This window comes from Streptomyces sp. NPDC046925 (assembly GCF_040644915.1).
GTDB lineage: Bacteria > Actinomycetota > Actinomycetes > Streptomycetales > Streptomycetaceae > Streptomyces.
Window position 1 is genome coordinate 1 of record NZ_JBEYWZ010000008.1, and the last position, 20,080, is coordinate 20,080.

Genomic DNA, 20,080 nt, shown 5'->3' on the forward strand with positions numbered 1-20,080 from the left:
GGTTACATTCCGAACCCGGAAGCTAAGCCTCACAGCGCCGATGGTACTGCAGGGGGGACCCTGTGGGAGAGTAGGACGCCGCCGAACTATTATTACGGGAGACCCCCGCACCTTATGGTGTGGGGGTTTTCTGCGTTCTAGATCTTTGTGGTTTTTGTTGTATTCAGGCCCCTCTACGGGGCCTTTTTTATTTCCGTCAGAGGCGGCCGGCTGCCTTTAGGGACAAGTAGGCGTCTGCCAGGGTCGGGGCCAGGTCCGTGGGGGTTGCGTCTACGACTGTGACGCCATGGCGCATGAGTTGTTCCGCCGTGCGGTGGCGTTCCGTGTGGGCCTGGGCCGCGGCTGCGGCGTCGTACACGGCCTCTGCTGTGCCGCGCGACTTGGCCATCTGCTCTATGTGAGGGTCGGCCACCGATGCGAGGAGGACTGTGTGGCGCTGGGTGAGCCGGGAGAGTACGGGGAGCAGGCCTTCTTCGATGGGTGCTGCGTCGAGGCTGGTCAGCAGGACGATCAATGAGCTGCGGGTCGCGGTGCGAAGGGCCGTTGACGTCAGACCTCGGGCGTCCGTTTCGACGAGTTCCGGTTCGAGCGTGGCCAGGGCGTTGACGACAGAGGGGAGAACATCGCCCGCTGCTTTGCCCTGGATCAGGGCGCGTACGCGGCGGTCGTATGCCAGGAGGTCTACGCGGTCTCCCGCTCGGGAGGCCAGGGCCGCCAGGAGCAGGGCCGCGTCCATGGAGGCGTCGAGGCGCGGGGCGTCGCCGACGCGGCCGGCCGAGGTGCGGCCGGTGTCGAGGACGAGCAGGATGTGGCGGTCGCGTTCGGGGCGCCAGGTGCGGATCGCGACATTGGACTGGCGGGCGGTGGCGCGCCAGTCGATGGAGCGGGTGTCGTCGCCGGGGACGTAGTCGCGGAGGCTGTCGAATTCCGTGCCCTGACCTCGGGTCAGGACGCTGGTGCGGCCGTCGAGTTCGCGCAGGCGGGCCAGCTTGGAGGGGAGGTGCTTGCGGCTGGTGAAGGGCGGCAGGACCCGGAGTGTCCACGGGACCTTGTGGCTGCCCTGGCGGGTGAGGAGGCCCAGGGGGCCGTACGAGCGGATGGTGACGCGGTCCGCCCGGTGGTCGCCGCGGCGGGTCGGGCGCAGACGGGTCGTGAGGCGGCGGCGCTCGCCCGGAGGGATCGTCAGGCGGTGGCGGGATGCCTCGATCTCGGTGCCGGGCTGCCAGCTGCTCGGGGGCCAGGCGTCGCGGATCTGGGCGCGCAGGGGGCGGCCGGAGGGGTTGGTGACGGTCAGTTCGACGTCGGCGGTTTCGCCGAGGCGTACGGAGGTGGCGCCCGCGCGGGTCAGGCCGAGGCGGCGTACGGGAGCGGCGAGGGCGAAGTCGCAGGCGCAGGCCAGGGCCAGCGGGGCGTTCACGGCGAGGATGCCTGTCCAGCTGGGGTCCCAGATGCCTACGGGGAGGCTGCCGAGGGCCGCCAGGAGGGCTGCGCGGCCGGTGAGGGCCATCAGCGGGGGACCTGGACGTGGGCGAGGATCGCGTTGATGACGGAGTCGGCCGTCACGCCCTCCATCTCGGCCTCCGGGCGGAGTTGGACGCGGTGGCGGAGGGTGGGCAGGGCGAGGGCCTTCACGTCGTCGGGGATGACGTAGTCGCGGCCCGTCAGCCAGGCCCAGGCGCGGGCCGTGGAGAGCAGGGCGGTCGCGCCGCGGGGGGAGGCGCCCAGGGTGAGGGACGGGGACTCGCGTGTGGCGCGGCAGATGTCCACCACGTAGGCGGTGATCTCGGGGGAGACGGAGGTCTTGGCGACCGCGGCGCGGGCCGCTTCCAGGTCGGCGGGGCCTGCCACGGGGCGGATGCCGGCGGCGTGGAGGTCGCGGGGGTTGAAGCCTTCCGCGTGGCGGGTGAGGACGTTGATCTCGTCCTCGCGGGAGGGGAGGGGGACGGTCAGCTTGAGGAGGAAACGATCCAGCTGGGCTTCGGGGAGCGGGTACGTGCCTTCGTACTCGACCGGGTTCTGGGTGGCCGCGACGAGGAAGGGCTCCGGGAGCGGGCGCGGGGTGCCGTCGACCGTGACCTGGCGTTCCTCCATCGCTTCGAGGAGGGAGGACTGGGTCTTGGGCGGGGTGCGGTTGATCTCGTCGGCGAGCAGGAGGTTGGTGAAGACCGGGCCCGGCTGGAACGAGAACTCGGTGGTGCGGGCGTCGTAGATGAGGGAGCCGGTGACGTCGCTCGGCATCAGGTCCGGGGTGAACTGGACGCGTTTGGTGTCGAGTTCGAGCGATGCGGCCAGGGCGCGGACCAGCAGGGTCTTCGCCACTCCGGGGACGCCTTCGAGGAGGACGTGGCCGCGGCAGAGGAGGGCCACGACGAGGCCCGTCACCGCGGGGTCCTGGCCGACCACGGCCTTGGAGATCTCGGTGCGCAGGGACTCCAGGGAGGAGCGGGCGCTGCCGGAGCTCGCGGAGTTCTCGGCGTTGTCAGTGGTCGGGTCCATCATGAAGTACGTACCTCTTTTTCGAGGGCGTCGAGTTGGTCGGCGAGGGTGATGAGGGCTGCGTCGTTGCCCGGGGGCGGGCCGAAGAGGAGGGGGTGCAGGTCCTGGCCGGGGGCGTGGAGCCTGGCGGACAGGGCGGGGAGCAGGGTCTCGGGGGCGTGGGCCTGGCCGGGGGATACGCCGATGAGGGGGGCGATGCGGGTGCGGGTGGCCGAGCGGAGGGCGGCCGATGCGCGGTCGCGGGCGTTGGCCTTGCGGTAGAGGCGGGCTCGGCCTTCGACGGTTTCGGAGGCGCGGATGGCCACGGGGAGGCGTTCGGGGACCAGCGGGCCGAGGCGGCGGGCGCGCCACAGGGCGGCGAGTGCGGCGGCGATGGTGAGTTGCAGGGTGCCCCAGAGCCAGCCGTCGGGGATCAGGTCGAAGAAGTCGCGGTCGGCTTCGTCGGTGGCGGCGTCGTCGGAGAGGGAGGGGAGGTACCAGACCAGGTGCGGACGGGAGCCGAGGAGTTGCAGGGCCAGTGAGGCGTTGCCCTGCTTGTCCAGGCGGTCGTTGAAGAGGATGTCGGGGGCGCCCAGTACGACGGTGTCGCCGCCTCCCCTGGCTGCCGGGAGGTGCAGGAGGCTGGGCAGGCCGTCGCTGAGGTAGCAGGCTTCGGCGTCCGGGGCGATGGTGTCGTAGCGGAGGCCGCCCACGTCGGCTGAGCCCGCGCGCTCGGCGGCGGGGAGGGAGCAGCGGGGGGAGAGCGTCGAGTCGAGGCTGGGGGTGGCGTCCGCGGTGACCCCGGGGGCGAGGGTGCTGACCGAGGGGGTGCCGGGGGCAAGGAGGACGGTGCGGCCACGGGAGTCCGCGGTGGCCGTGCGCAGGCGCTTCTGCTGGCGCTCCGTGAGGCGGTCGGGGGCGGTCACGAGGAGCGTCGTGTCCGGGCCTGCCGCGGCTCGGGCCTCTTCGGAGGTGGTGACCACGCGGGTGGATACGCCACGGTCGGCGAGGAGTTCGGCGACGGCGCGACTGCCGTGGGGGTCGGCGGAACGCGGGTCGAGCCGCCCGTGCTGGCCACCGGAACGGACGGCCGCGATGGCGATCGCGGCTGCCAGGAGGACGACGAGGGCGAGGAGGATGCCGCGGGTTCGGGTCCAGAGGTGGCGAGGGGTGGGGGCGGAGGACGTCGAGGGAGCGGGGGTGGTTGCTTCGGGGAGGGTGGCGGTGGACGTGGCCGCGCTGGTTCCGGGGAGGGTGGCGGTGGTTGTGGTCCCGTCGGCTCCGGGGAGGGCGGTGCTGGGCGTGCTGGCTCCGGGGGCGGTGGCGCTCGGCGTGCTGGCTCCGGGGGCGGTGGCGCTCGGTGTGCTGGACGTGCTGTCCGCTGCGGGGGCAAGCGAGGGGGCGGATTCTGTGCCGGTGCCGGTGCTGGACTTGGGTCCGGCCTTGGGCTCTGCCTCTGCCTCGGATTGGGGGGCTGCTTCGGTTGCTGGGGTGGCCTTGTGGGGCGGCTCGTTTTCGCCTCTGTCCTGGGGGGCCGTCAATTGGGGGCTCCCTGGGGGGTGGTGCTCAGTGTTGGTTTGGTCTGGGTCAGGGCGTCGTCCAGGGTGGCCAGCTGGTGGTAGGTCTGGGAGGTGGCCGTGCGGCCGCCGTAGGTGATGGCGTCGAATGACCTTGCTGCCGTGTGGAGTTCGGCGGTGTGGGCCGGGAGGGTGCGGGAGGCTTCCGCCGCTGCTTCGTCCGCCGTGCGGCCGGGGCGGGGGTCCAGGAGGGCGCGTTCCTCCAGGGAGCGGACCACGGCGCGCATGCGCTCCTGGACGGCCTGGTTCCAGTGGCCCGCGGCGGCGTGGGCCTCGGCGGCGGCACGGTGTTCCGCGGCCGTGCGCGGGCGGTCGTCGAAGAGGGCCGGGGCCGACGCGGGGGCGCGGTGCGGGGTGCCGAGGCGCCACCACAGCAGCGCGACGAGGGCCAGCACGGCGACGACGATGACCAGGAGGCCGAGGCCGCCGCCCGGGGTTGCCCCCGAGGCGGCGGTGAACAGGTCGTCGACCCAGTCCCAGAAGCGGTTCAGGGCGCGCTGCAGGAGGCTGGGGTCGTTCTCGTGGTACGGCGGCTTGGACAGTTCGCGTTCGGCGGCCTCTCGTGCGGGGTCGCGCGGGATCGTCACCGGTGGGGTGTCGTCGCCGGTGCGTCGTACGAGTGGTGCGATTGCTCTTGAACCGTGCAGGACTGCCCCCGTCACCGCATCAGCTCCCGGGAGTTCCGGGGGCGCTTCCGGGGGCGTTGGAGCCGCCGGTGCCCTGGAGGCCCGCCGCGCGCGCCAGTTCGAGGTCGAGGGCTTCGCGCCGGATCCGCTGGTCGACGTACAGGAGCACGGTGACACCTGCGGTGATCGGGAACGTGAGCATCGAGCCGATGACCGAGCCGACGCCGCTGACGATCAGGAAGGTCCAGCCGAGGTCGCCGGTGCCGCTGTCGAGGAAGCCTGAGACGCCGTCGCCGCTCAGGGCGCCCGCGATGAGGGTGAAGGGGATGACGATGATCGACGCCACTACGTTGGCGATGACCGCGGCGAGCAGCTGGATGCCGAACACGCGCCACCAGGAGCCGCGGACCAGCTTCGCGGAGCGGGTCATCGACTTCTTCACGCCCTGCTTCTCCAGCATCAGGGCGGGCGAGGCGAGCGAGAAGCGGACGAGCAGCCAGATGGCGACGACCCCGGCGGCGAATCCGCCGAGCACGGCGAGGCTGATGCCCGCCTCGGACGACCCGGCCACCGCGACGAGTACGCCGGGCAGGGTGCCGGCGGCGACGATCGCGGCGCCGATGAGCGGGAGCAGCAGCGTCAGGCCGAACAGTCTCGGCAGCTGCGGCTTGGCGTCCTGCCAGGCCTCGGCCGTGGTGACCGGCTTGCCGAGCACCGCGCGGCTGGTGACCGTGGTGAGCAGGGCGGTGGCGACGATCGTGCCGAGCAGGGTGATCACCAGAATCACGCCGGAGCTCAGCAGGGTGTCGCCGAGGGCGCGGGTCAGTTCGCCGACGGTCGCGCTCGGATCGTCGAGGGCTTCCGTGCTCGCGCTGTCGTCGAGGACGAGCCCTTGGAGCAGGATGACGACGATCTCCGTGAACACGGCGACGGCCAGGGAGATGCCGAGCACCGTGCGCCAGTACGTACGCATCGTGGAGACCGCGCCGTCCAGGATCTCGCCGACGCCGAGCGGCCGCAGCGGGATGACGCCGGGCTTGGCGGCGGGCGGCGGGCCCTGCCACGCGCCCCAGCCGGGGTAGCCGCCGGGGCCGCCTGAGCCGGGACCTGAGCCGGGACCGGGGCCGCCGGGGCGTCCGCCCCAGCCGCCCCCCTGCGGAGGCGGCGGAGGCGGGGTCTGGCCGGCCGGTGGCGGGCTCGGGGCGGACCACTGGGCGGGCGGCGGCTGCTCCTTGGACCACTTCGAGGGCGGGCCTTCGGGCTTGGCCGCGGGCTCGGCGGGTTCGCCCTTGCCCGAGTCCTGTCCGTCGGAGGGGGCAGATCCGGGCGAAGCCCAGCCCGGAGTGTCGTTCATCGTCGCTCCTTCACGGTGCCCGTCCGCGGTCGCGGCGGCCGGTTGGCAGCCATCGTGCCACGGCACACCCTTGCGGTGACCGGGCAGCGTATGGGCTGGACACCTTCAATTGTCCGACAGGTACGGGGCAGACTGGGCGGATGGCTGATCAGTTTGCGCAATCAGGCGAGGACGTACGGCCCACCGAAACCCCGATGAGTTCAGCGCACGCGATGAAAGAGGCGACCTCGGCGATCCCCGCGATCCGCTGGGCCGAGCCGCCGGAGGGCCCCGTACTGGTCCTCCTCGACCAGACCAGACTGCCCGGCGAAGAGACGGAGCTGGTCTGCACGGACGCGCCCGCCCTGGTGCAGGCGATCCGCACGCTGGCGGTGCGCGGGGCGCCGCTGCTCGGCATCGCCGGTGCCTACGGAGTGGCGCTGGCCGCCGCCCGCGGCTTCGACGTGGAAGAGGCGGCGGTCGCGATCGCGGGGGCCAGGCCCACCGCGGTCAACCTCGGCCACGGCGTGCGCAGGGCCCTGGCGGCGTACCGCTCGGCGGTCGTGGGCGGGGCCGACCGGGAGGCGGCCGGGGCCGCGGCGCTCGCGGCCGCGCGTGCGCTGCACCGGGAGGACGCCGAGGCCAGCGCGCAGATGGCGGTGCACGGCCTCGCCCTGCTCGACGAGATGCTGCCGGGCGGCGGCCACCGCATCCTGACCCACTGCAACACCGGGGCGCTGGTCTCCGGAGGCGAGGGGACGGCGTTCGCGGTGGCCCTCGCCGCGCACCGGGCGGGGCGTCTTCGCAGGCTGTGGGTGGACGAGACGCGTCCCTTGCTGCAGGGTTCGAGGCTGACCGCGTATGAGGCGGCGCGGGCCGAAATGGCGTACACCTTGCTTACGGACAACGCGGCGGGATCGCTGTTCGCGGCGGGTGAGGTGGATGCCGTGCTGATCGGTGCCGACCGCATCGCGGCCGACGGTTCGGTGGCCAACAAGGTGGGGAGCTATCCGCTCGCGGTGCTCGCCCGCTACCACCACGTTCCGTTCATCGTGGTGGCGCCGGTCACGACCGTGGACCCGGACACCCCGGACGGAGCGTCCATCGAGGTGGAGCAGCGGGCGGGTCAGGAAGTGACGGAGGTCACGGCGCAGTATGTGCCGGTGGCCGGATTCGAAGCGGGAGGCGGGATCGCGGTGGCACCTCTGGGGACCCAGGCGTACAACCCCGCGTTCGATGTGACGCCGCCGGAACTGGTGACGGCCATCGTCACCGAGGAGGGTGTCGTGTCGCCCGTGACAGCAGGGGGCCTTGGCGAGCTGTGTGCCAGGTCACGCCAGGTATCGATGAGCTAATGGGATGATGTCAGGCATGAAGGGACGAGTCCTTGTCGTCGACGACGACACCGCACTGGCCGAGATGCTCGGGATTGTGCTGCGTGGTGAAGGTTTTGAGCCGTCGTTCGTAGCTGATGGCGACAAGGCGCTGGCCGCTTTCCGGGAGGCAAAGCCGGATCTTGTACTGCTTGATTTGATGCTGCCGGGCCGCGACGGCATCGAGGTGTGCCGCCTGATCAGGGCGGAGTCCGGGGTGCCGATCGTCATGCTCACGGCCAAGAGCGACACCGTGGACGTGGTGGTCGGTCTTGAGTCGGGTGCCGACGACTACATCGTGAAGCCCTTCAAGCCGAAGGAGCTCGTGGCCCGCATCAGGGCGCGGCTGCGGAGGTCCGAGGAGCCCGCGCCGGAGCAGCTCGCCATCGGTGACCTGGTCATCGACGTGGCGGGGCACTCCGTGAAGCGGGAGGGCCAGTCGATCGCGCTGACGCCCCTGGAGTTCGATCTCCTGGTGGCGCTGGCCCGCAAGCCATGGCAGGTGTTCACGCGTGAGGTGCTGCTCGAGCAGGTCTGGGGCTATCGCCACGCGGCCGACACCCGGCTGGTGAACGTGCATGTCCAGCGGTTGCGCTCGAAGGTCGAGAAGGACCCCGAGCGCCCGGAGATCGTGGTGACCGTCCGTGGTGTCGGCTACAAGGCCGGACCGAGCTGACATGTCCCGGGACAGTTCCCCCGTACCGCCCGGGGCTCCGGGTGGCCGCTCGGGGCGGACTGGCGGACCGGGACGGCGCGGCTCCACGTTCGGGCGGCTGCTCGACGGCGGTCTGCTGTTGCAGGGCGGGGTTCAGGGCAGCCCCGTCCTGCGGCTCTTCGCGCGCTGGGTGCGGCGGCCGCTGCTGCCCGCGCTGCGGCTGTGGCGGCGCAACATCCAGCTGAAGGTCGTCGCCACGACACTGCTCATGTCGCTCGGCGTGGTCCTGATGCTGGGTTTCGCCGTCCTGAGCTCCGTGAACAACGGCCTGCTCAAGGCCAAGGTGAAGGCTTCGCAGAGTCAGGCCGACGGTGGCTTCAGGGCCGCGCAGGACGAGGCGAACTCCGCCCGGCCGCGCTCCGGGCAGGAGAGCGGCAGCGGCACGTCGGACGGCGGGACGACGCCGCCGATCGCCGTATGGATGTCCGATCTGGTGGAGCAGCTCTCCAGCGGCGGGCAGAGCGCGTTCAACGTGGTGACGCTGAGTCCGTCGTCGACGCGCGACGCCAGTGTGCGCGGGCCGCGTGCCTCCGGGGGCGTGGACCCGATCCAGAGCGTGCCCGAGGCGCTGCGCGACAGCGTCGACAAGGGCACCAGGGCCTATCAGAGCAATACCCGCATCGTCTTCAACGACGGCCGTGAAGCCCAGCCCGGCCTCGTCATCGGCAAGCGTCTGAACGACCCGGACGGCAAGCCCTACCAGCTGTACTACCTCTTCCCGCTGACACAGGAGGAGGAGTCGCTCGGCGTCGTCAGGACGACCCTCGCCACCGCGGGCCTGTTCGTCGTGGTGCTGCTCGGCGCCATCGCCTGGCTGGTGGTGCGCCAGGTGGTCACGCCGGTACGGATGGCCGCGGGCATCGCCGAGCGGCTGTCCGCCGGGCGCCTTCAGGAACGTATGAAGGTCACCGGAGAGGACGACATCGCGCGGCTCGGCGAGGCCTTCAACAAGATGGCGCAGAACCTCCAGCTGAAGATCCAGCAGCTGGAGCAGCTCTCGCGGATGCAGCGGCGGTTCGTCTCGGACGTCTCGCACGAGCTGCGTACGCCGCTGACGACCGTACGGATGGCCGCCGATGTCATCCATGACGCGCGCGTGGACTTCGATCCGGTGACGGCGCGGTCCGCCGAGCTGCTCGCCGATCAGCTCGACCGGTTCGAGACGCTGCTCGCGGACCTCCTGGAGATCAGCAGGTTCGACGCGGGCGCGGCGGCTCTGGAGGCCGAGCCGATAGACCTGCGTGAGGTCGTACGACGGGTCGTGGGCGGCGCGGAACCGCTCGCGGAGCGCAAGGGGACGCACGTCCGGATCGTCGGGGACCAGCAGCCCGTGGTCGCCGAGGCCGATGCCCGCAGGGTGGAGCGCGTCCTGCGCAACCTCGTGGTCAACGCCGTGGAGCACGGCGAGGGCCGGGACGTCGTGGTGCGGCTCGCGGCGGCGGGCGGCGCGGTCGCGGTCGCGGTGCGGGACTACGGAGTGGGCCTCAAGCCCGGCGAGGCGACCCGCGTGTTCAGCCGCTTCTGGCGGGCCGACCCGGCACGCGCGCGTACCACCGGTGGTACGGGTCTGGGGCTCTCCATCGCCCTGGAGGACGCACGGCTGCACGGCGGCTGGCTGCAGGCGTGGGGTGAGCCGGGCGGCGGTTCGCAGTTCCGTCTGACGCTGCCGCGCACGGCGGACGAGCCGCTGCGGGGTTCGCCGATACCGCTGGAGCCCGACGATTCGCGGCGCCACCGCGGCCTCAACGACGCCGGTCTGCCGCTGGGCGGCACGAACAAGCTCGCCACGGTGCCCGCGCAGCAGTCGGCGGCGGAGCGGGTGCCGCCGCCGGTGCCCGCGAGGGCGCCGATCGCGCCGCGGCTCGCGCAGGCGTCGGCGACGGCTGACCCGACCGCGTTGCCGGGGAACGGGTCGCGGGTCGTGCCGCGGCGGCCGCTGGACGATGCTCTGCCGCGGGGCGAGGAGGCGGGGGAGTCCGGGTCCGGGCGCCCTCCGTCCGAGGGGCCTGCATCCGAGGCGCCCGCGTCCGAGGGGCCTTCGTCCTCGTCCGAGGTGGCCCTGAGAGCCGGTGAGCCGTCGACGGAAACCGATCCCGTCAGGGAAGCGGAAACGGATCCCGCCAGGGAAGGGGAGGCCTCTCGTGGGCGCTGACCACGATCGCCGCGCTCATGCTCAGGCTTCCGCGTACCGGCGCCACCGGCGTTCGCTGCGGGCCGGGCTGCTGTTCGGCTGCTGCGGGGTGCTGCTCGCGGGCTGCGCCTCGATGCCCGACAGCGGCAACCTCAAGGCCGTAGACGCCTCCCAGCGGCCGGACTCGCAGTCGCAGGTGCGGGTCTACGCGATGCCGCCTGCCGACGACGCGGGCCCCAATGAGATCGTCCAGGGCTTTCTTGAGGCGCTGACCAGCGACGATCCCGAGTTCGCGATGGCGCGCAAGTATCTGACCAAGGAAGCGTCCAAGACCTGGGACCCCAGTGTGCGGACGACGGTGCTCGAAAACGGACCCACTACGGAGTCGGGCAGTGTCGGGGACGACGGCGGCAGCGGCCGTTCGTTCCCGCTGACCGGGCGCAAGGTCGCCACGGTCGACAAGGAGCACGCGTACCAGCTCGACGACTCCTCCTACAACCAGGTCGTTCACCTCGCCCAGCGGGACGGGCCCAACGGCAAGGAGTGGCGGATCGACCGGGTGCCGCCGGGGGTCGTGCTCGGGCAGTCCGACTTCCAGCGGATCTACTGGTCCGTCAACAAGTACTACTTCGCGACGCGTTCGGCCGGCTCCTCCGACGGTGCGACCGGTGGCGGCCAGCAAGGGCTCGTCGCCGACCCCGTCTACATACGGCAGCGAATAGACCCCGTGACGGAGACCGTCAAGGCGCTGCTCGACGGTCCCACGACGTGGCTCAAGCAGGTCGTGGGCACCCGCTTCCCGACGGGCACCAAGCTCAAGGCGGGCACCAAGACGCTGGCGCCCGACGAACAGGGCAAGCTGACGGTGCCGCTGAACGCGAAGGCCGATACGGCGGACCAGGAGCGGTGCACCGAGATGGCCGCGCAGATGCTCTTCACGCTCCAGGACCTGACGTCGTCCGGCGTCGAGGAGGTGGAGTTGCAGCGCCGCAACGGTTCGCAGCTGTGTGTCCTGAGCAAGGAGCGGGCCGAGTCCGTCGCCTCGCGCCGCACCGCGGACCGCCCCGGCTACCAGTACTTCATCGACGACAAGCAGCGCCTGGTGCGGATGCCTGCCAGGCTGGGCGGCAAGCCCAGTACGGATCCCGTGCAGGGGAAACTGGGCAGCGGCGAGCAGCCGCTGCGCTCCGCGGCCGTCTCCCGTGACGAGGAGCGGGCTGCCGGGGTGTCGCTCGACGGGCGCTCGCTCTACATGGGGTCGCTGGTCTCCGAGGCGCCGCTCGGCAAGCCCGAGGTGCGCAGCAAGGCCAAGTCGGAGGAGGACGGTCTCTCCACGCCCAGTTGGGACGGCCGCGGCGACCTCTGGGTGGCCGACCGCGACCCGAAGCGGCCGCGGCTGCTCTGGCTGGACCAGGGTGCGGGAGAGCCGCTGCCGGTGGAGATCGCGAACCTCGACGGACGGATCGAGGCGGTGCGGGTGTCGGCCGACGGCGTGCGGATCGCGCTCCTCGTGAAGAAGGACGGCAAGACGTCCCTGAAGATCGGCCGCGTCGAGCGGACGGGCGCCAAGGGCGAGCAGCCGTCCATCTCGGTGGTCGAACTGCGCCCGGCCGCACCGCAGATGGAGGAGGTCACCGCCATGTCATGGGCGGGCGGCAGCCGCCTCGTGGTGGTCGGACGCGAGTCCGGCGGCGTGCAGCAGATGCGGTACGTCCAGTGCGACGGCTCGATGCCGGTGAGCGCGACGCTGCCCGGCCTCACCGGCGTGAAGGAGATCGCGGCCTCGGAGGACGAGCGGCAGCCGCTGGTGGCGCACTCGGACGACGGGATCGTGCGGCTGCCGACGGGTGCGCAGTGGCAGACGGTGGTCAAGGAGGGGTCGGCGCCGGTCTATCCGGGCTGACGGTTCTCTTCGGTCGTCCGGGCCGGCGCGCTCTCCCTCGGTTGACGCGCTCTCTCCTGGCCGGCGTGTCCTCTCCGGGCCGAGGTGCCCGCGTCAACGTGCTGCCCGCGCGGTGGAGTTGTCCACAGGGGGTTTTCCACAGGGGTGGCAGGGTCGCGCGCGTCTTGGCACAGTGGTGGGCATGCCGGGGTGGTGGCAGGACCTCACCGATCTGGTGCTGCCGGCCGAGTGCGGAGGCTGCGGCAGGCCTCGTACGGCGCTCTGCGCTCAGTGCGGCGACGCCCTGTGCGGTGTGGCGCCGCGCCGGGTGCGGCCCGATCCCCGGCCGGGCGGGCTGCCGGTGGTGCACGCGGCGGCTCCCTACGAGAACGCGGTGCGGGCGATGCTGCTCGCGCACAAGGAGCGGGGCGCTCTGGGGCTCGCGGGGCCGCTGGGCGCGGCGCTGGCCGGGGCGGTGCGTGCGGGGCTGCGGGAGGACGGGACTTCGGCGGGCGCACGCGGTGAAGGCGCGGGAGGTGTGGACGCTGCGGGAGGTGGTGACGCTGAGGTACTGCTCGTGCCCGTGCCGTCGGCGCGGCGGGCCGTGCGGGCGCGTGGGCACGATCCCGTACGGCGGATCGCGCTGGCCGCGGCGGGTGAGCTGCGGCGGGGCGGGACGCGGGCCAGGGTGCTCTGCGTGCTGCGCCAGCGGCGTGCCGTGGCCGATCAGTCGGGGCTCAACTCCCGGCAGCGGCAAGCGAATCTGCGGGGTGCGCTGGAGGTCACCGCGGGTGGCGGGCGGCTGCTTGCCGGTGGTGGCCGGGTCGTGATCGTGGACGACCTGATGACCACGGGCGCGTCCCTTGCCGAGGCGGCCCGCGCAATGCGTGGAGTGCACACGGAAAGCAAAGGGGGAGTCGCGGTGGTAACAGCCCGTGAAATTACGTGCGAGAACACGATCACTGCGGCTGTTGTCTCCTCCTCGCCACATTCTTTCGGAATAAACCGGAACTGACAGGGAACTTGCATCGTTGCAGGTAGTGAGAGGGTCAATACACCTGAATGGAGGTATGCAGCGGTAGAGGGTGACGCCATCCGTCCGAGCGAGATATCTTCAGTTGTGAGGAATGGTGGACGCCGTCCCTCGCATATCGGAATGCCGGTCGCCGGGTTTTTCTGCAAACAACCGGGCCGGTCGGGGTGGAGATCTTGTTCGCGGGGGAGGAGGAGGTGGAAGTCACCGAGTCCGAGGCTTCGGGAGTCACCGGAGCCTGGTGCAAAAGGGAGATGCTCCGCCGCCGAAGCGGGGCGATCCGGGAACGGAGTTCTGCGTGGACATCGTCGTCAAGGGCCGCAAGACCGAGGTGCCCGAGCGGTTCCGCAAGCACGTGGCCGAGAAGCTGAACCTGGAGAAGATCCAGAAGCTCGACGGCAAGGTGATCAGCCTCGACGTCGAGGTGTCCAAGGAAACCAACCCGCGTCAGGCGGACCGCTGCGACCGCGTGGAGATCACGCTCCGCGGGCGTGGACCCGTGATCCGCGCGGAGGCCTCGGCAGCCGATCCGTACGGCGCGCTCGACCTTGCCACGGCCAAGCTCGACGCACGGCTGCGCAAGCAGCACGAGAAGCGCCACAACCGGCGCGGCACCGGCAGGCTCAGCGCCGCCGAAGTTGCCGAGCGGGTGCCGGACGCGGCGACTCTCAACGGCGACGGCACCCTCGCACGTGACGAAGAGCCGGACGGCGTGCCCGTCAAGAGGATCGGCTCACTGGAGATCCAGGGCGAAGGCCCGCTCGTGGTCCGCGAGAAGACCCACGTGGCGGCCCCGATGTCACTGGACCAGGCGCTCTACGAGATGGAACTCGTCGGGCACGACTTCTACTTGTTCGTCGACTCGGAGTCGAAGGAACCGAGTGTCGTCTACCGGCGACACGCTTACGACTACGGCGTCATCCGCCTCAACACCGACCCGATGGTCGCGCGGCCCGAGTCGGGCGGCGGGGGCGGTGCGCTCGGCGGCTGACTCCGGTCGGCCGAGGGATGAGACGGTGCCCCTGGAGCGCGTGTGCGCCCCCAGGGGCACCATCGTGCGACCCCTGCGCGCAACGCGCGGCCGTCCGGGCATGAAATCATGGGCGGAGCCGGCCAACCGGTGTGCTGCTGCCCCGGGTTGGCGGCAGTCGACGCACAACGGGGCCATGGCCTTCAGGGGGAGGAACGATGGCGGACAGCTTCGGACCGATGCGGGATGAGGATGCCCACGACGGCATCGGCATCGGCACGGATGCGGGCGCGTCCCGCAAGGAGCCCATCCGGGTCCTTGTGGTGGACGACCACGCGCTCTTCCGCCGGGGCCTTGAGATCGTCCTCGCCGCCGAGGAGGACATCCAGGTGGTCGGCGAGGCGGGCGACGGCGCCGAGGCGGTGGACAAGGCCGCCGACCTGCTGCCGGACATCATCCTCATGGATGTGCGCATGCCCAAGCGCGGCGGCATCGAGGCGTGCACCTCCATCAAGGAGGTCGCGCCGAGCGCCAAGATCATCATGTTGACGATCAGCGACGAGGAAGCCGACCTCTACGACGCGATCAAGGCGGGCGCCACCGGATATCTCCTCAAGGAGATCTCCACGGACGAGGTGGCCACGGCGATTCGCGCGGTGGCCGACGGGCAGTCGCAGATCAGTCCGTCCATGGCGTCGAAACTGCTCACCGAGTTCAAGTCGATGATCCAGCGCACCGACGAGCGCAGGCTGGTGCCCGCGCCGCGGCTGACCGACCGCGAACTGGAAGTGCTCAAGCTGGTGGCCACGGGAATGAACAACCGCGACATCGCGAAGGAGTTGTTCATCTCCGAGAACACCGTGAAGAACCACGTGCGCAACATCCTGGAGAAGCTTCAGCTGCACTCCAGGATGGAGGCCGTCGTCTACGCGATGCGGGAGAAGATCCTCGAAATCAGGTGAGGCCCGGCCGCGCCCTCGGCCGGCGGGACGTCAGCCGAGGGCGCGGACCAGGTCGGCGGTCAGCTCGGGACGGTCCACCCGCTCCACCCTTACGGAATCGCAGCCGACCCAGGACGCCGCCTCCAGGAGCGCCTGCGCCACGGCGGGCACGGCCTTGGCGCCGTCGAGCGACACCTGCTTGGCGACCAGCGTGCTGCCCTCGCGGGCGGGGTCCACGCGGCCGACCAGGTGGCCCCCGGCGAGGACCGGCATCGCGAAATAGCCGTGGATCCGCTTGGGCTTGGGGACGTACGCCTCCAGGCGGTGGGTGAAGCCGAAGATCCGCTCCGTGCGGGCCCGCTCCCAGATCAGGGAGTCGAAGGGCGAGAGGAGCGTCGTGCGGTGGCGGCCGCGCGGGGCCGTCTCCAGGGCCGCGGGGTCGGCCCAGGCGGGCTTGTCCCAGCCCTGCACCGTCACAGGGACCAGGCCCGATTCCGCGACCACGGCGTCGAACTGCTCGCCCTTGAGGCGGTGATAGTCCGCGATGTCCGCGCGGGTGCCCACCCCGAGGGACTGCCCGGCCAGGCGGACCAGGCGGCGCAGGCACTCCGCGTCGTCCAGGTCGTCATGGAGCAGCGTGTCCGGGATCGCGCGCTCCGCGAGGTCGTACACCCGCTTCCAGCTGCGGCGCTCGGTGCAGACCACCTCGCCGTACATCAGAGCGCGCTCGACGGCGACCTTCGCGTCCGACCAGTCCCACCACTCGCCCTTGTTCTTCGCGCCGCCCAGCTCCGTGGCGGTGAGGGGGCCTTCGGTGGTGAGCTGCTTGATGACCGTGTCGTACGCCCCGTCGGGCAGGTCGTGGTGCCAGTGCGGGCGGGTGCGGTAGGCGCGGCGGCGGAAGGCGAAGTGCGGCCACTCCTCGATGGGCAGGATGCACGCGGCATGCGACCAGTACTCGAAGGCGTGCGGCCGGGCGGGGCCGCTGCCCGCCGACGCGCCGTCCCAGTACGCCGCCTCGACCCTGTCGCGGCCGACGGCGCCGAGACGGGCGTACGGAATGAGCTCGTGGGAGCGGGCGAGGACCGAGATCGTGTCGAGCTGGACCGCGCCGAGATGCCGCAGCACGCCCCGCACACCCGACCTGCGGTCCGGGGCGCCGATGAATCCCTGGGCGCGGAGCGCTATACGGCGGGCCTCGTCGGCGGAGAGGTCGATGGCGGGGCGCGGCAGGCTCGTCATGCCGGAAACCATAAAGGGCGGCACTGACAAAGCTCCCGGCCTGCGCCGATGGGCCCTGCCTCAGCCCTTGGCCGGGTCCATGGCCGATTTCCCGGCCGCTTCCCTTACTGCTTTCCTGGCCGGCAGATACGGCTGGGCCGAGGGCATGCCGAGGTCGCTCGGCAGCAGGGCGCCCACCCAGCAGTCACGGAGCGTGGTCTTGTTCAGGAGCGCGCCGCGCAGGGTGCCCTCGACGACGAAGCCCGTCTTCTCCGCCACCGCGCGCGAGCCCGTGTTGCCGACCTCGGCGCGCCACTCCAGGCGGGTGCAGCCCAGATCGGTGAAGGCCCACCGGGCCAGTTCCAGGACGATCTCCGTCATATAGCCGCTGCCGCGGTACTCCTTCGCGGTCCAGAAGCCGACCTCCCAGGCGCCCGAGCGCGGGTGGTGCAGGCTGGCGGCGGCGACCAGCGGCCCGCCGCCCCGCGGCCGTACGGCGAACGTGTACTCCGTGTCGTGGCGCCAGCCGTCCGGCACCATCCGCGTCACGAAGCCCGCCGCGTCCGAGTGCGCGTAGGGCGAGGGGACCGTGGTCCAGCGCTGGATGTCGGCGTCCTGGCACGCTTCGTACGTCTCGTCGGTGTCGGCGGGAGTGAAGGTGCGCAGGATCAGGCGTTCGGTGGTGAGGGTGACTGGCTCCATCCGGTGATTCTGCGGGGGCCGGGGACCAGGGGCCAGTGCTTTTCGCCGACCTTTGACCCGCATTTCGCCCAGCGCTGATCGGCACAACCCGGCACCTTCCAGGCCCCCCGTCCGTTGACGTATCGGCAGACCTCCCGGCGCGGCCCGCTCCTCGCTTACGATGGCCGTTGCCCTATGAGTAAACCGACCATGCCAGGCCCGACCGGCAAGGAGACCAACCCCCGTGTCCGTCCTCTCGAAGATCATGCGTGCAGGCGAAGGCAAGATCCTGCGCAAGCTGCACCGCATCGCGGACCAGGTCAACTCCATCGAAGAGGACTTCGTCAGCCTCTCCGACGCCGAGCTGCGCGCGCTGACCGAGGAGTACAAGGAGCGTTACGCCGAAGGCGAGACCCTTGACGACCTCCTCCCCGAAGCCTTTGCCACCGTGCGCGAGGCCGCCAAGCGCGTCCTCGGCCAGCGGCACTACGACGTCCAGATGATGGGCGGCGCCGCGCTGCACCTCGGATATGTGGCCGAGATGAAGACCGGTGAGGGCAAGACGCTCGTCGGCACCCTCCCCGCGTACCTCAACGCCCTGTCGGGCAAGGGCGTGCACCTCATCACGGTCAACGACTACCTGGCCGAGCGCGACTCCGAGATGATGGGCCGCGTCCACAAGTTCCTGGGTCTGTCCGTCGGCTGCATCATCGCCAACATGACGCCGGCCCAGCGCCGTGAGCAGTACGCGAGCGACATCACGTACGGCACGAACAACGAATTCGGCTTCGACTACCTCCGCGACAACATGGCGTGGTCGAAGGACGAACTGGTCCAGCGCGGCCACAACTTCGCGATCGTCGACGAGGTCGACTCGATCCTCGTGGACGAGGCCCGTACGCCGCTGATCATCTCCGGCCCCGCCGACCAGGCCACCAAGTGGTACGGCGACTTCGCCAAGTTGGTCACCCGCCTCACCAAGGGCGAGCCCGGCAACCAGCTCAAGGGCATCGAGGAGACCGGCGACTACGAGGTCGACGAGAAGAAGCGCACCGTCGCCATCCACGAGTCCGGCGTCGGCAAGGTCGAGGACTGGCTCGGCATCGACAACCTGTACGAGTCGGTGAACACCCCGCTCGTGGGTTATCTGAACAACGCCATCAAGGCCAAGGAGCTCTTCAAGAACGACAAGGACTACGTCGTCATCGACGGCGAAGTCATGATCGTCGACGAGCACACCGGCCGTATCCTCGCGGGCCGCCGCTACAACGAGGGCATGCACCAGGCGATCGAGGCGAAGGAAGGGGTGGACATCAAGGACGAGAACCAGACCCTGGCCACGATCACCCTTCAGAACTTCTTCCGCCTCTACAAGCGTCACGACCACCAGGGCAAGGAAACCCCCGGCCTCTGCGGCATGACCGGTACGGCCATGACCGAGGCCGCCGAGTTCCACCAGATCTACAAGCTGGGCGTCGTGCCGATCCCGACGAACCGGCCCATGGTCCGCGCCGACCAGTCGGACCTGATCTACCGCACCGAGGTCGCGAAGTTCGCCGCCGTCGTCGACGACATCGCCGAGAAGCACGAGCAGGGCCAGCCGATCCTGGTCGGCACGACCTCCGTGGAGAAGTCGGAGTACCTCTCCCAGCAGCTCTCCAAGCGCGGCGTCCAGCACGAAGTGCTCAACGCCAAGCAGCACGACCGTGAGGCGCCGATCATCGCCCAGGCCGGCCGCAAGGGCGCCGTCACCGTCGCCACGAACATGGCCGGACGAGGCACGGACATCAAGCTCGGCGGCAACCCCGACGACCTCGCCGAGGCGGAGCTGCGCCAGCGCGGCCTCGACCCCGTCGAGCACGTCGAGGAGTGGGCCGCCGCGCTGCCCGCCGCCATGGAGAAGGCCGAGCGTGCCGTGAAGGCGGAGTTCGAGGAGGTCAAGGACCTGGGCGGTCTTTACGTCCTCGGTACCGAGCGCCACGAGTCGCGCCGCATCGACAACCAGCTGCGCGGTCGTTCCGGCCGTCAGGGCGACCCCGGCGAGTCCCGCTTCTACCTCTCGCTCGGCGACGACCTCATGCGTCTCTTCAAGGCGCAGATGGTCGAGCGCGTGATGGCCATGGCGAACGTCCCGGACGACGTGCCGATCGAGAACAAGATGGTGACGCGCGCGATCGCGTCCGCCCAGTCGCAGGTCGAGCAGCAGAACTTCGAGACCCGTAAGAACGTCCTGAAGTACGACGAGGTCCTCAACCGCCAGCGCGAGGTCATCTACGGCGAGCGTCGCCGCGTCCTGGAGGGCGAGAACCTCCAGGAGCAGGTCACGCACTTCATGGACGACACGATCGAGGCGTACATCGCGGCGGAGACCGCCGAGGGCTTCGCCGAGGAGTGGGACCTGGACCGGCTGTGGGGCGCCTTCAAGCAGCTCTACCCGGTGAAGGTCACCGTCGAGGAGCTGGAGGAGGACGCGGGTGACCGCGCGGGTCTGACCGCCGAGTTCATCTCCGACTCCATCAAGGACGACATCCACCAGCAGTACGAGACGCGCGAGGAGCAGCTCGGCTCCGAGATCATGCGTGAGCTGGAGCGGCGCGTCGTCCTCTCGGTCCTCGACCGCAAGTGGCGTGAGCACCTCTACGAGATGGACTATCTCCAGGAGGGCATCGGCCTGCGGGCCATGGCGCAGAAGGACCCGCTGGTCGAGTACCAGCGCGAGGGCTTCGACATGTTCAACGCCATGATGGACGGCATCAAGGAAGAGTCCGTCGGCTACCTGTTCAACCTGGAGGTCCAGGTCGAGCAGCAGGTCGAGGAGGTTCCGGTGTCGGACACGGCTTCGCTGGAGAAGAAGGACGCCGTTCCCGCCGGTGGCGGCCGTCCCGAGATCCGCGCCAAGGGGCTCGACGCCCCGCAGCGGCCCGACCGTCTCCACTTCCAGGCGCCGAACGCCGAGGGCGGGGTCGACGAGGGTGACTTCGAGACCGAGGACGCGGGTGTGCGGTCCGAGTCCGACGGGATGACGCGGGCGGAGCGGCGCAAGGCCCAGAAGGGCGGGCGTCGCCGCAAGAAGTAGTCGCGGGACGTTTCAGCTGATCGCGTGGGGCCGGGCACCTGGAGGT

General features: G+C 70.7%; 14 protein-coding genes, 1 rRNA gene and 1 pseudogene. 9 read left to right on the forward strand and 7 right to left on the reverse strand.

All coding sequences use genetic code 11. From position 1 onward, the window contains the following. Nucleotides 1-87 (forward strand): 5S ribosomal RNA (gene rrf, locus ABZ906_RS28690); the annotation flags it as partial. A gap of 109 nt (nucleotides 88-196) precedes the next feature. Here rrf and ABZ906_RS28695 read toward each other — a convergent pair. From ABZ906_RS28695 to ABZ906_RS28715, 5 genes and pseudogenes are all read right to left on the reverse strand, one after another. Next, nucleotides 197-1,507: a DUF58 domain-containing protein gene (locus ABZ906_RS28695; RefSeq protein ID WP_361387475.1), complete on the reverse strand. Its 1,311-nt coding sequence runs from the start codon at nucleotides 1,505-1,507 to the stop codon at nucleotides 197-199. Then, a complete protein-coding gene (locus ABZ906_RS28700) occupies nucleotides 1,507-2,499 on the reverse strand; it encodes a MoxR family ATPase (protein WP_361186920.1) in 993 nt (330 codons plus the stop codon). Before ABZ906_RS28700 ends, ABZ906_RS28695 begins: the two co-directional genes overlap by 1 nt. Further along, nucleotides 2,496-3,680 (reverse strand): annotated as a pseudogene (locus ABZ906_RS28705) (DUF4350 domain-containing protein); the annotation flags it as partial. The pseudogene ABZ906_RS28705 and the gene ABZ906_RS28700, both read right to left, overlap by 4 nt. A 332-nt stretch (nucleotides 3,681-4,012) precedes the next feature. Further along, nucleotides 4,013-4,699 carry a DUF4129 domain-containing protein gene (locus ABZ906_RS28710; protein WP_361388004.1) on the reverse strand — a complete coding sequence of 229 codons (687 nt, stop codon included), beginning with the start codon at nucleotides 4,697-4,699 and terminating at the stop codon, nucleotides 4,013-4,015. Between the two features lie 19 nt (nucleotides 4,700-4,718). After that, nucleotides 4,719-6,032: a glycerophosphoryl diester phosphodiesterase membrane domain-containing protein gene (locus tag ABZ906_RS28715; RefSeq protein ID WP_361387478.1), complete on the reverse strand. Its 1,314-nt coding sequence runs from the start codon at nucleotides 6,030-6,032 to the stop codon at nucleotides 4,719-4,721. Nucleotides 6,033-6,172: 140 nt separating this feature from the next. Here ABZ906_RS28715 and mtnA point away from each other — a divergent pair, with 140 nt between their 5' ends. The 7 genes from mtnA to ABZ906_RS28750 all read left to right on the forward strand — a co-directional run bounded on the left by mtnA (nucleotide 6,173) and on the right by ABZ906_RS28750 (nucleotide 15,077). Then, nucleotides 6,173-7,366: an S-methyl-5-thioribose-1-phosphate isomerase gene (gene mtnA / locus ABZ906_RS28720; protein ID WP_361186912.1), complete on the forward strand. Its 1,194-nt coding sequence runs from the start codon at nucleotides 6,173-6,175 to the stop codon at nucleotides 7,364-7,366. Between the two features lie 4 nt (nucleotides 7,367-7,370). Beyond that, complete coding sequence (gene mtrA / locus ABZ906_RS28725) at nucleotides 7,371-8,060, forward strand: two-component system response regulator MtrA (protein WP_190080121.1); 690 nt, start codon at nucleotides 7,371-7,373, stop codon at nucleotides 8,058-8,060. Between the two features lies 1 nt (nucleotide 8,061). Next, nucleotides 8,062-10,251, forward strand: a complete 2,190-nt coding sequence (gene mtrB / locus ABZ906_RS28730) for an MtrAB system histidine kinase MtrB (protein ID WP_361387481.1) — start codon at nucleotides 8,062-8,064, stop codon at nucleotides 10,249-10,251. A gap of 112 nt (nucleotides 10,252-10,363) precedes the next feature. Continuing rightward, entirely contained in the window at nucleotides 10,364-12,133 is a 1,770-nt protein-coding gene (locus tag ABZ906_RS28735) for an LpqB family beta-propeller domain-containing protein (protein WP_361186997.1), read from the forward strand. A gap of 181 nt (nucleotides 12,134-12,314) precedes the next feature. After that, nucleotides 12,315-13,127 carry a ComF family protein gene (locus ABZ906_RS28740; protein WP_361387484.1) on the forward strand — a complete coding sequence of 271 codons (813 nt, stop codon included), beginning with the start codon at nucleotides 12,315-12,317 and terminating at the stop codon, nucleotides 13,125-13,127. A 259-nt stretch (nucleotides 13,128-13,386) separates the two neighbouring features. Further along, complete coding sequence (raiA, locus tag ABZ906_RS28745; RefSeq protein ID WP_361186904.1) at nucleotides 13,387-14,136, forward strand: ribosome-associated translation inhibitor RaiA; 750 nt, start codon at nucleotides 13,387-13,389, stop codon at nucleotides 14,134-14,136. A gap of 197 nt (nucleotides 14,137-14,333) precedes the next feature. Continuing rightward, on the forward strand, nucleotides 14,334-15,077 hold the full coding sequence (locus ABZ906_RS28750; protein WP_361186902.1) for a response regulator transcription factor: 744 nt from the start codon (nucleotides 14,334-14,336) through the stop codon (nucleotides 15,075-15,077). A 30-nt stretch (nucleotides 15,078-15,107) separates the two neighbouring features. Here ABZ906_RS28750 and ABZ906_RS28755 read toward each other — a convergent pair whose 3' ends face one another. Both ABZ906_RS28755 and ABZ906_RS28760 read right to left on the reverse strand, forming a co-directional pair. Continuing rightward, on the reverse strand, nucleotides 15,108-16,298 hold the full coding sequence (locus ABZ906_RS28755) for a crosslink repair DNA glycosylase YcaQ family protein (RefSeq protein WP_361387487.1): 1,191 nt from the start codon (nucleotides 16,296-16,298) through the stop codon (nucleotides 15,108-15,110). A 60-nt stretch (nucleotides 16,299-16,358) separates the two neighbouring features. After that, nucleotides 16,359-16,979 (reverse strand): GNAT family N-acetyltransferase, encoded by a 621-nt coding sequence (locus ABZ906_RS28760; RefSeq protein WP_361387490.1) that lies wholly within the window; start codon nucleotides 16,977-16,979, stop codon nucleotides 16,359-16,361. Nucleotides 16,980-17,202: 223 nt separating this feature from the next. Between ABZ906_RS28760 and secA the strand changes: the two genes are divergently transcribed. Beyond that, nucleotides 17,203-20,034: a preprotein translocase subunit SecA gene (secA, locus tag ABZ906_RS28765; RefSeq protein WP_361186893.1), complete on the forward strand. Its 2,832-nt coding sequence runs from the start codon at nucleotides 17,203-17,205 to the stop codon at nucleotides 20,032-20,034. The last annotated feature ends 46 nt before the right edge of the window (nucleotides 20,035-20,080 follow it).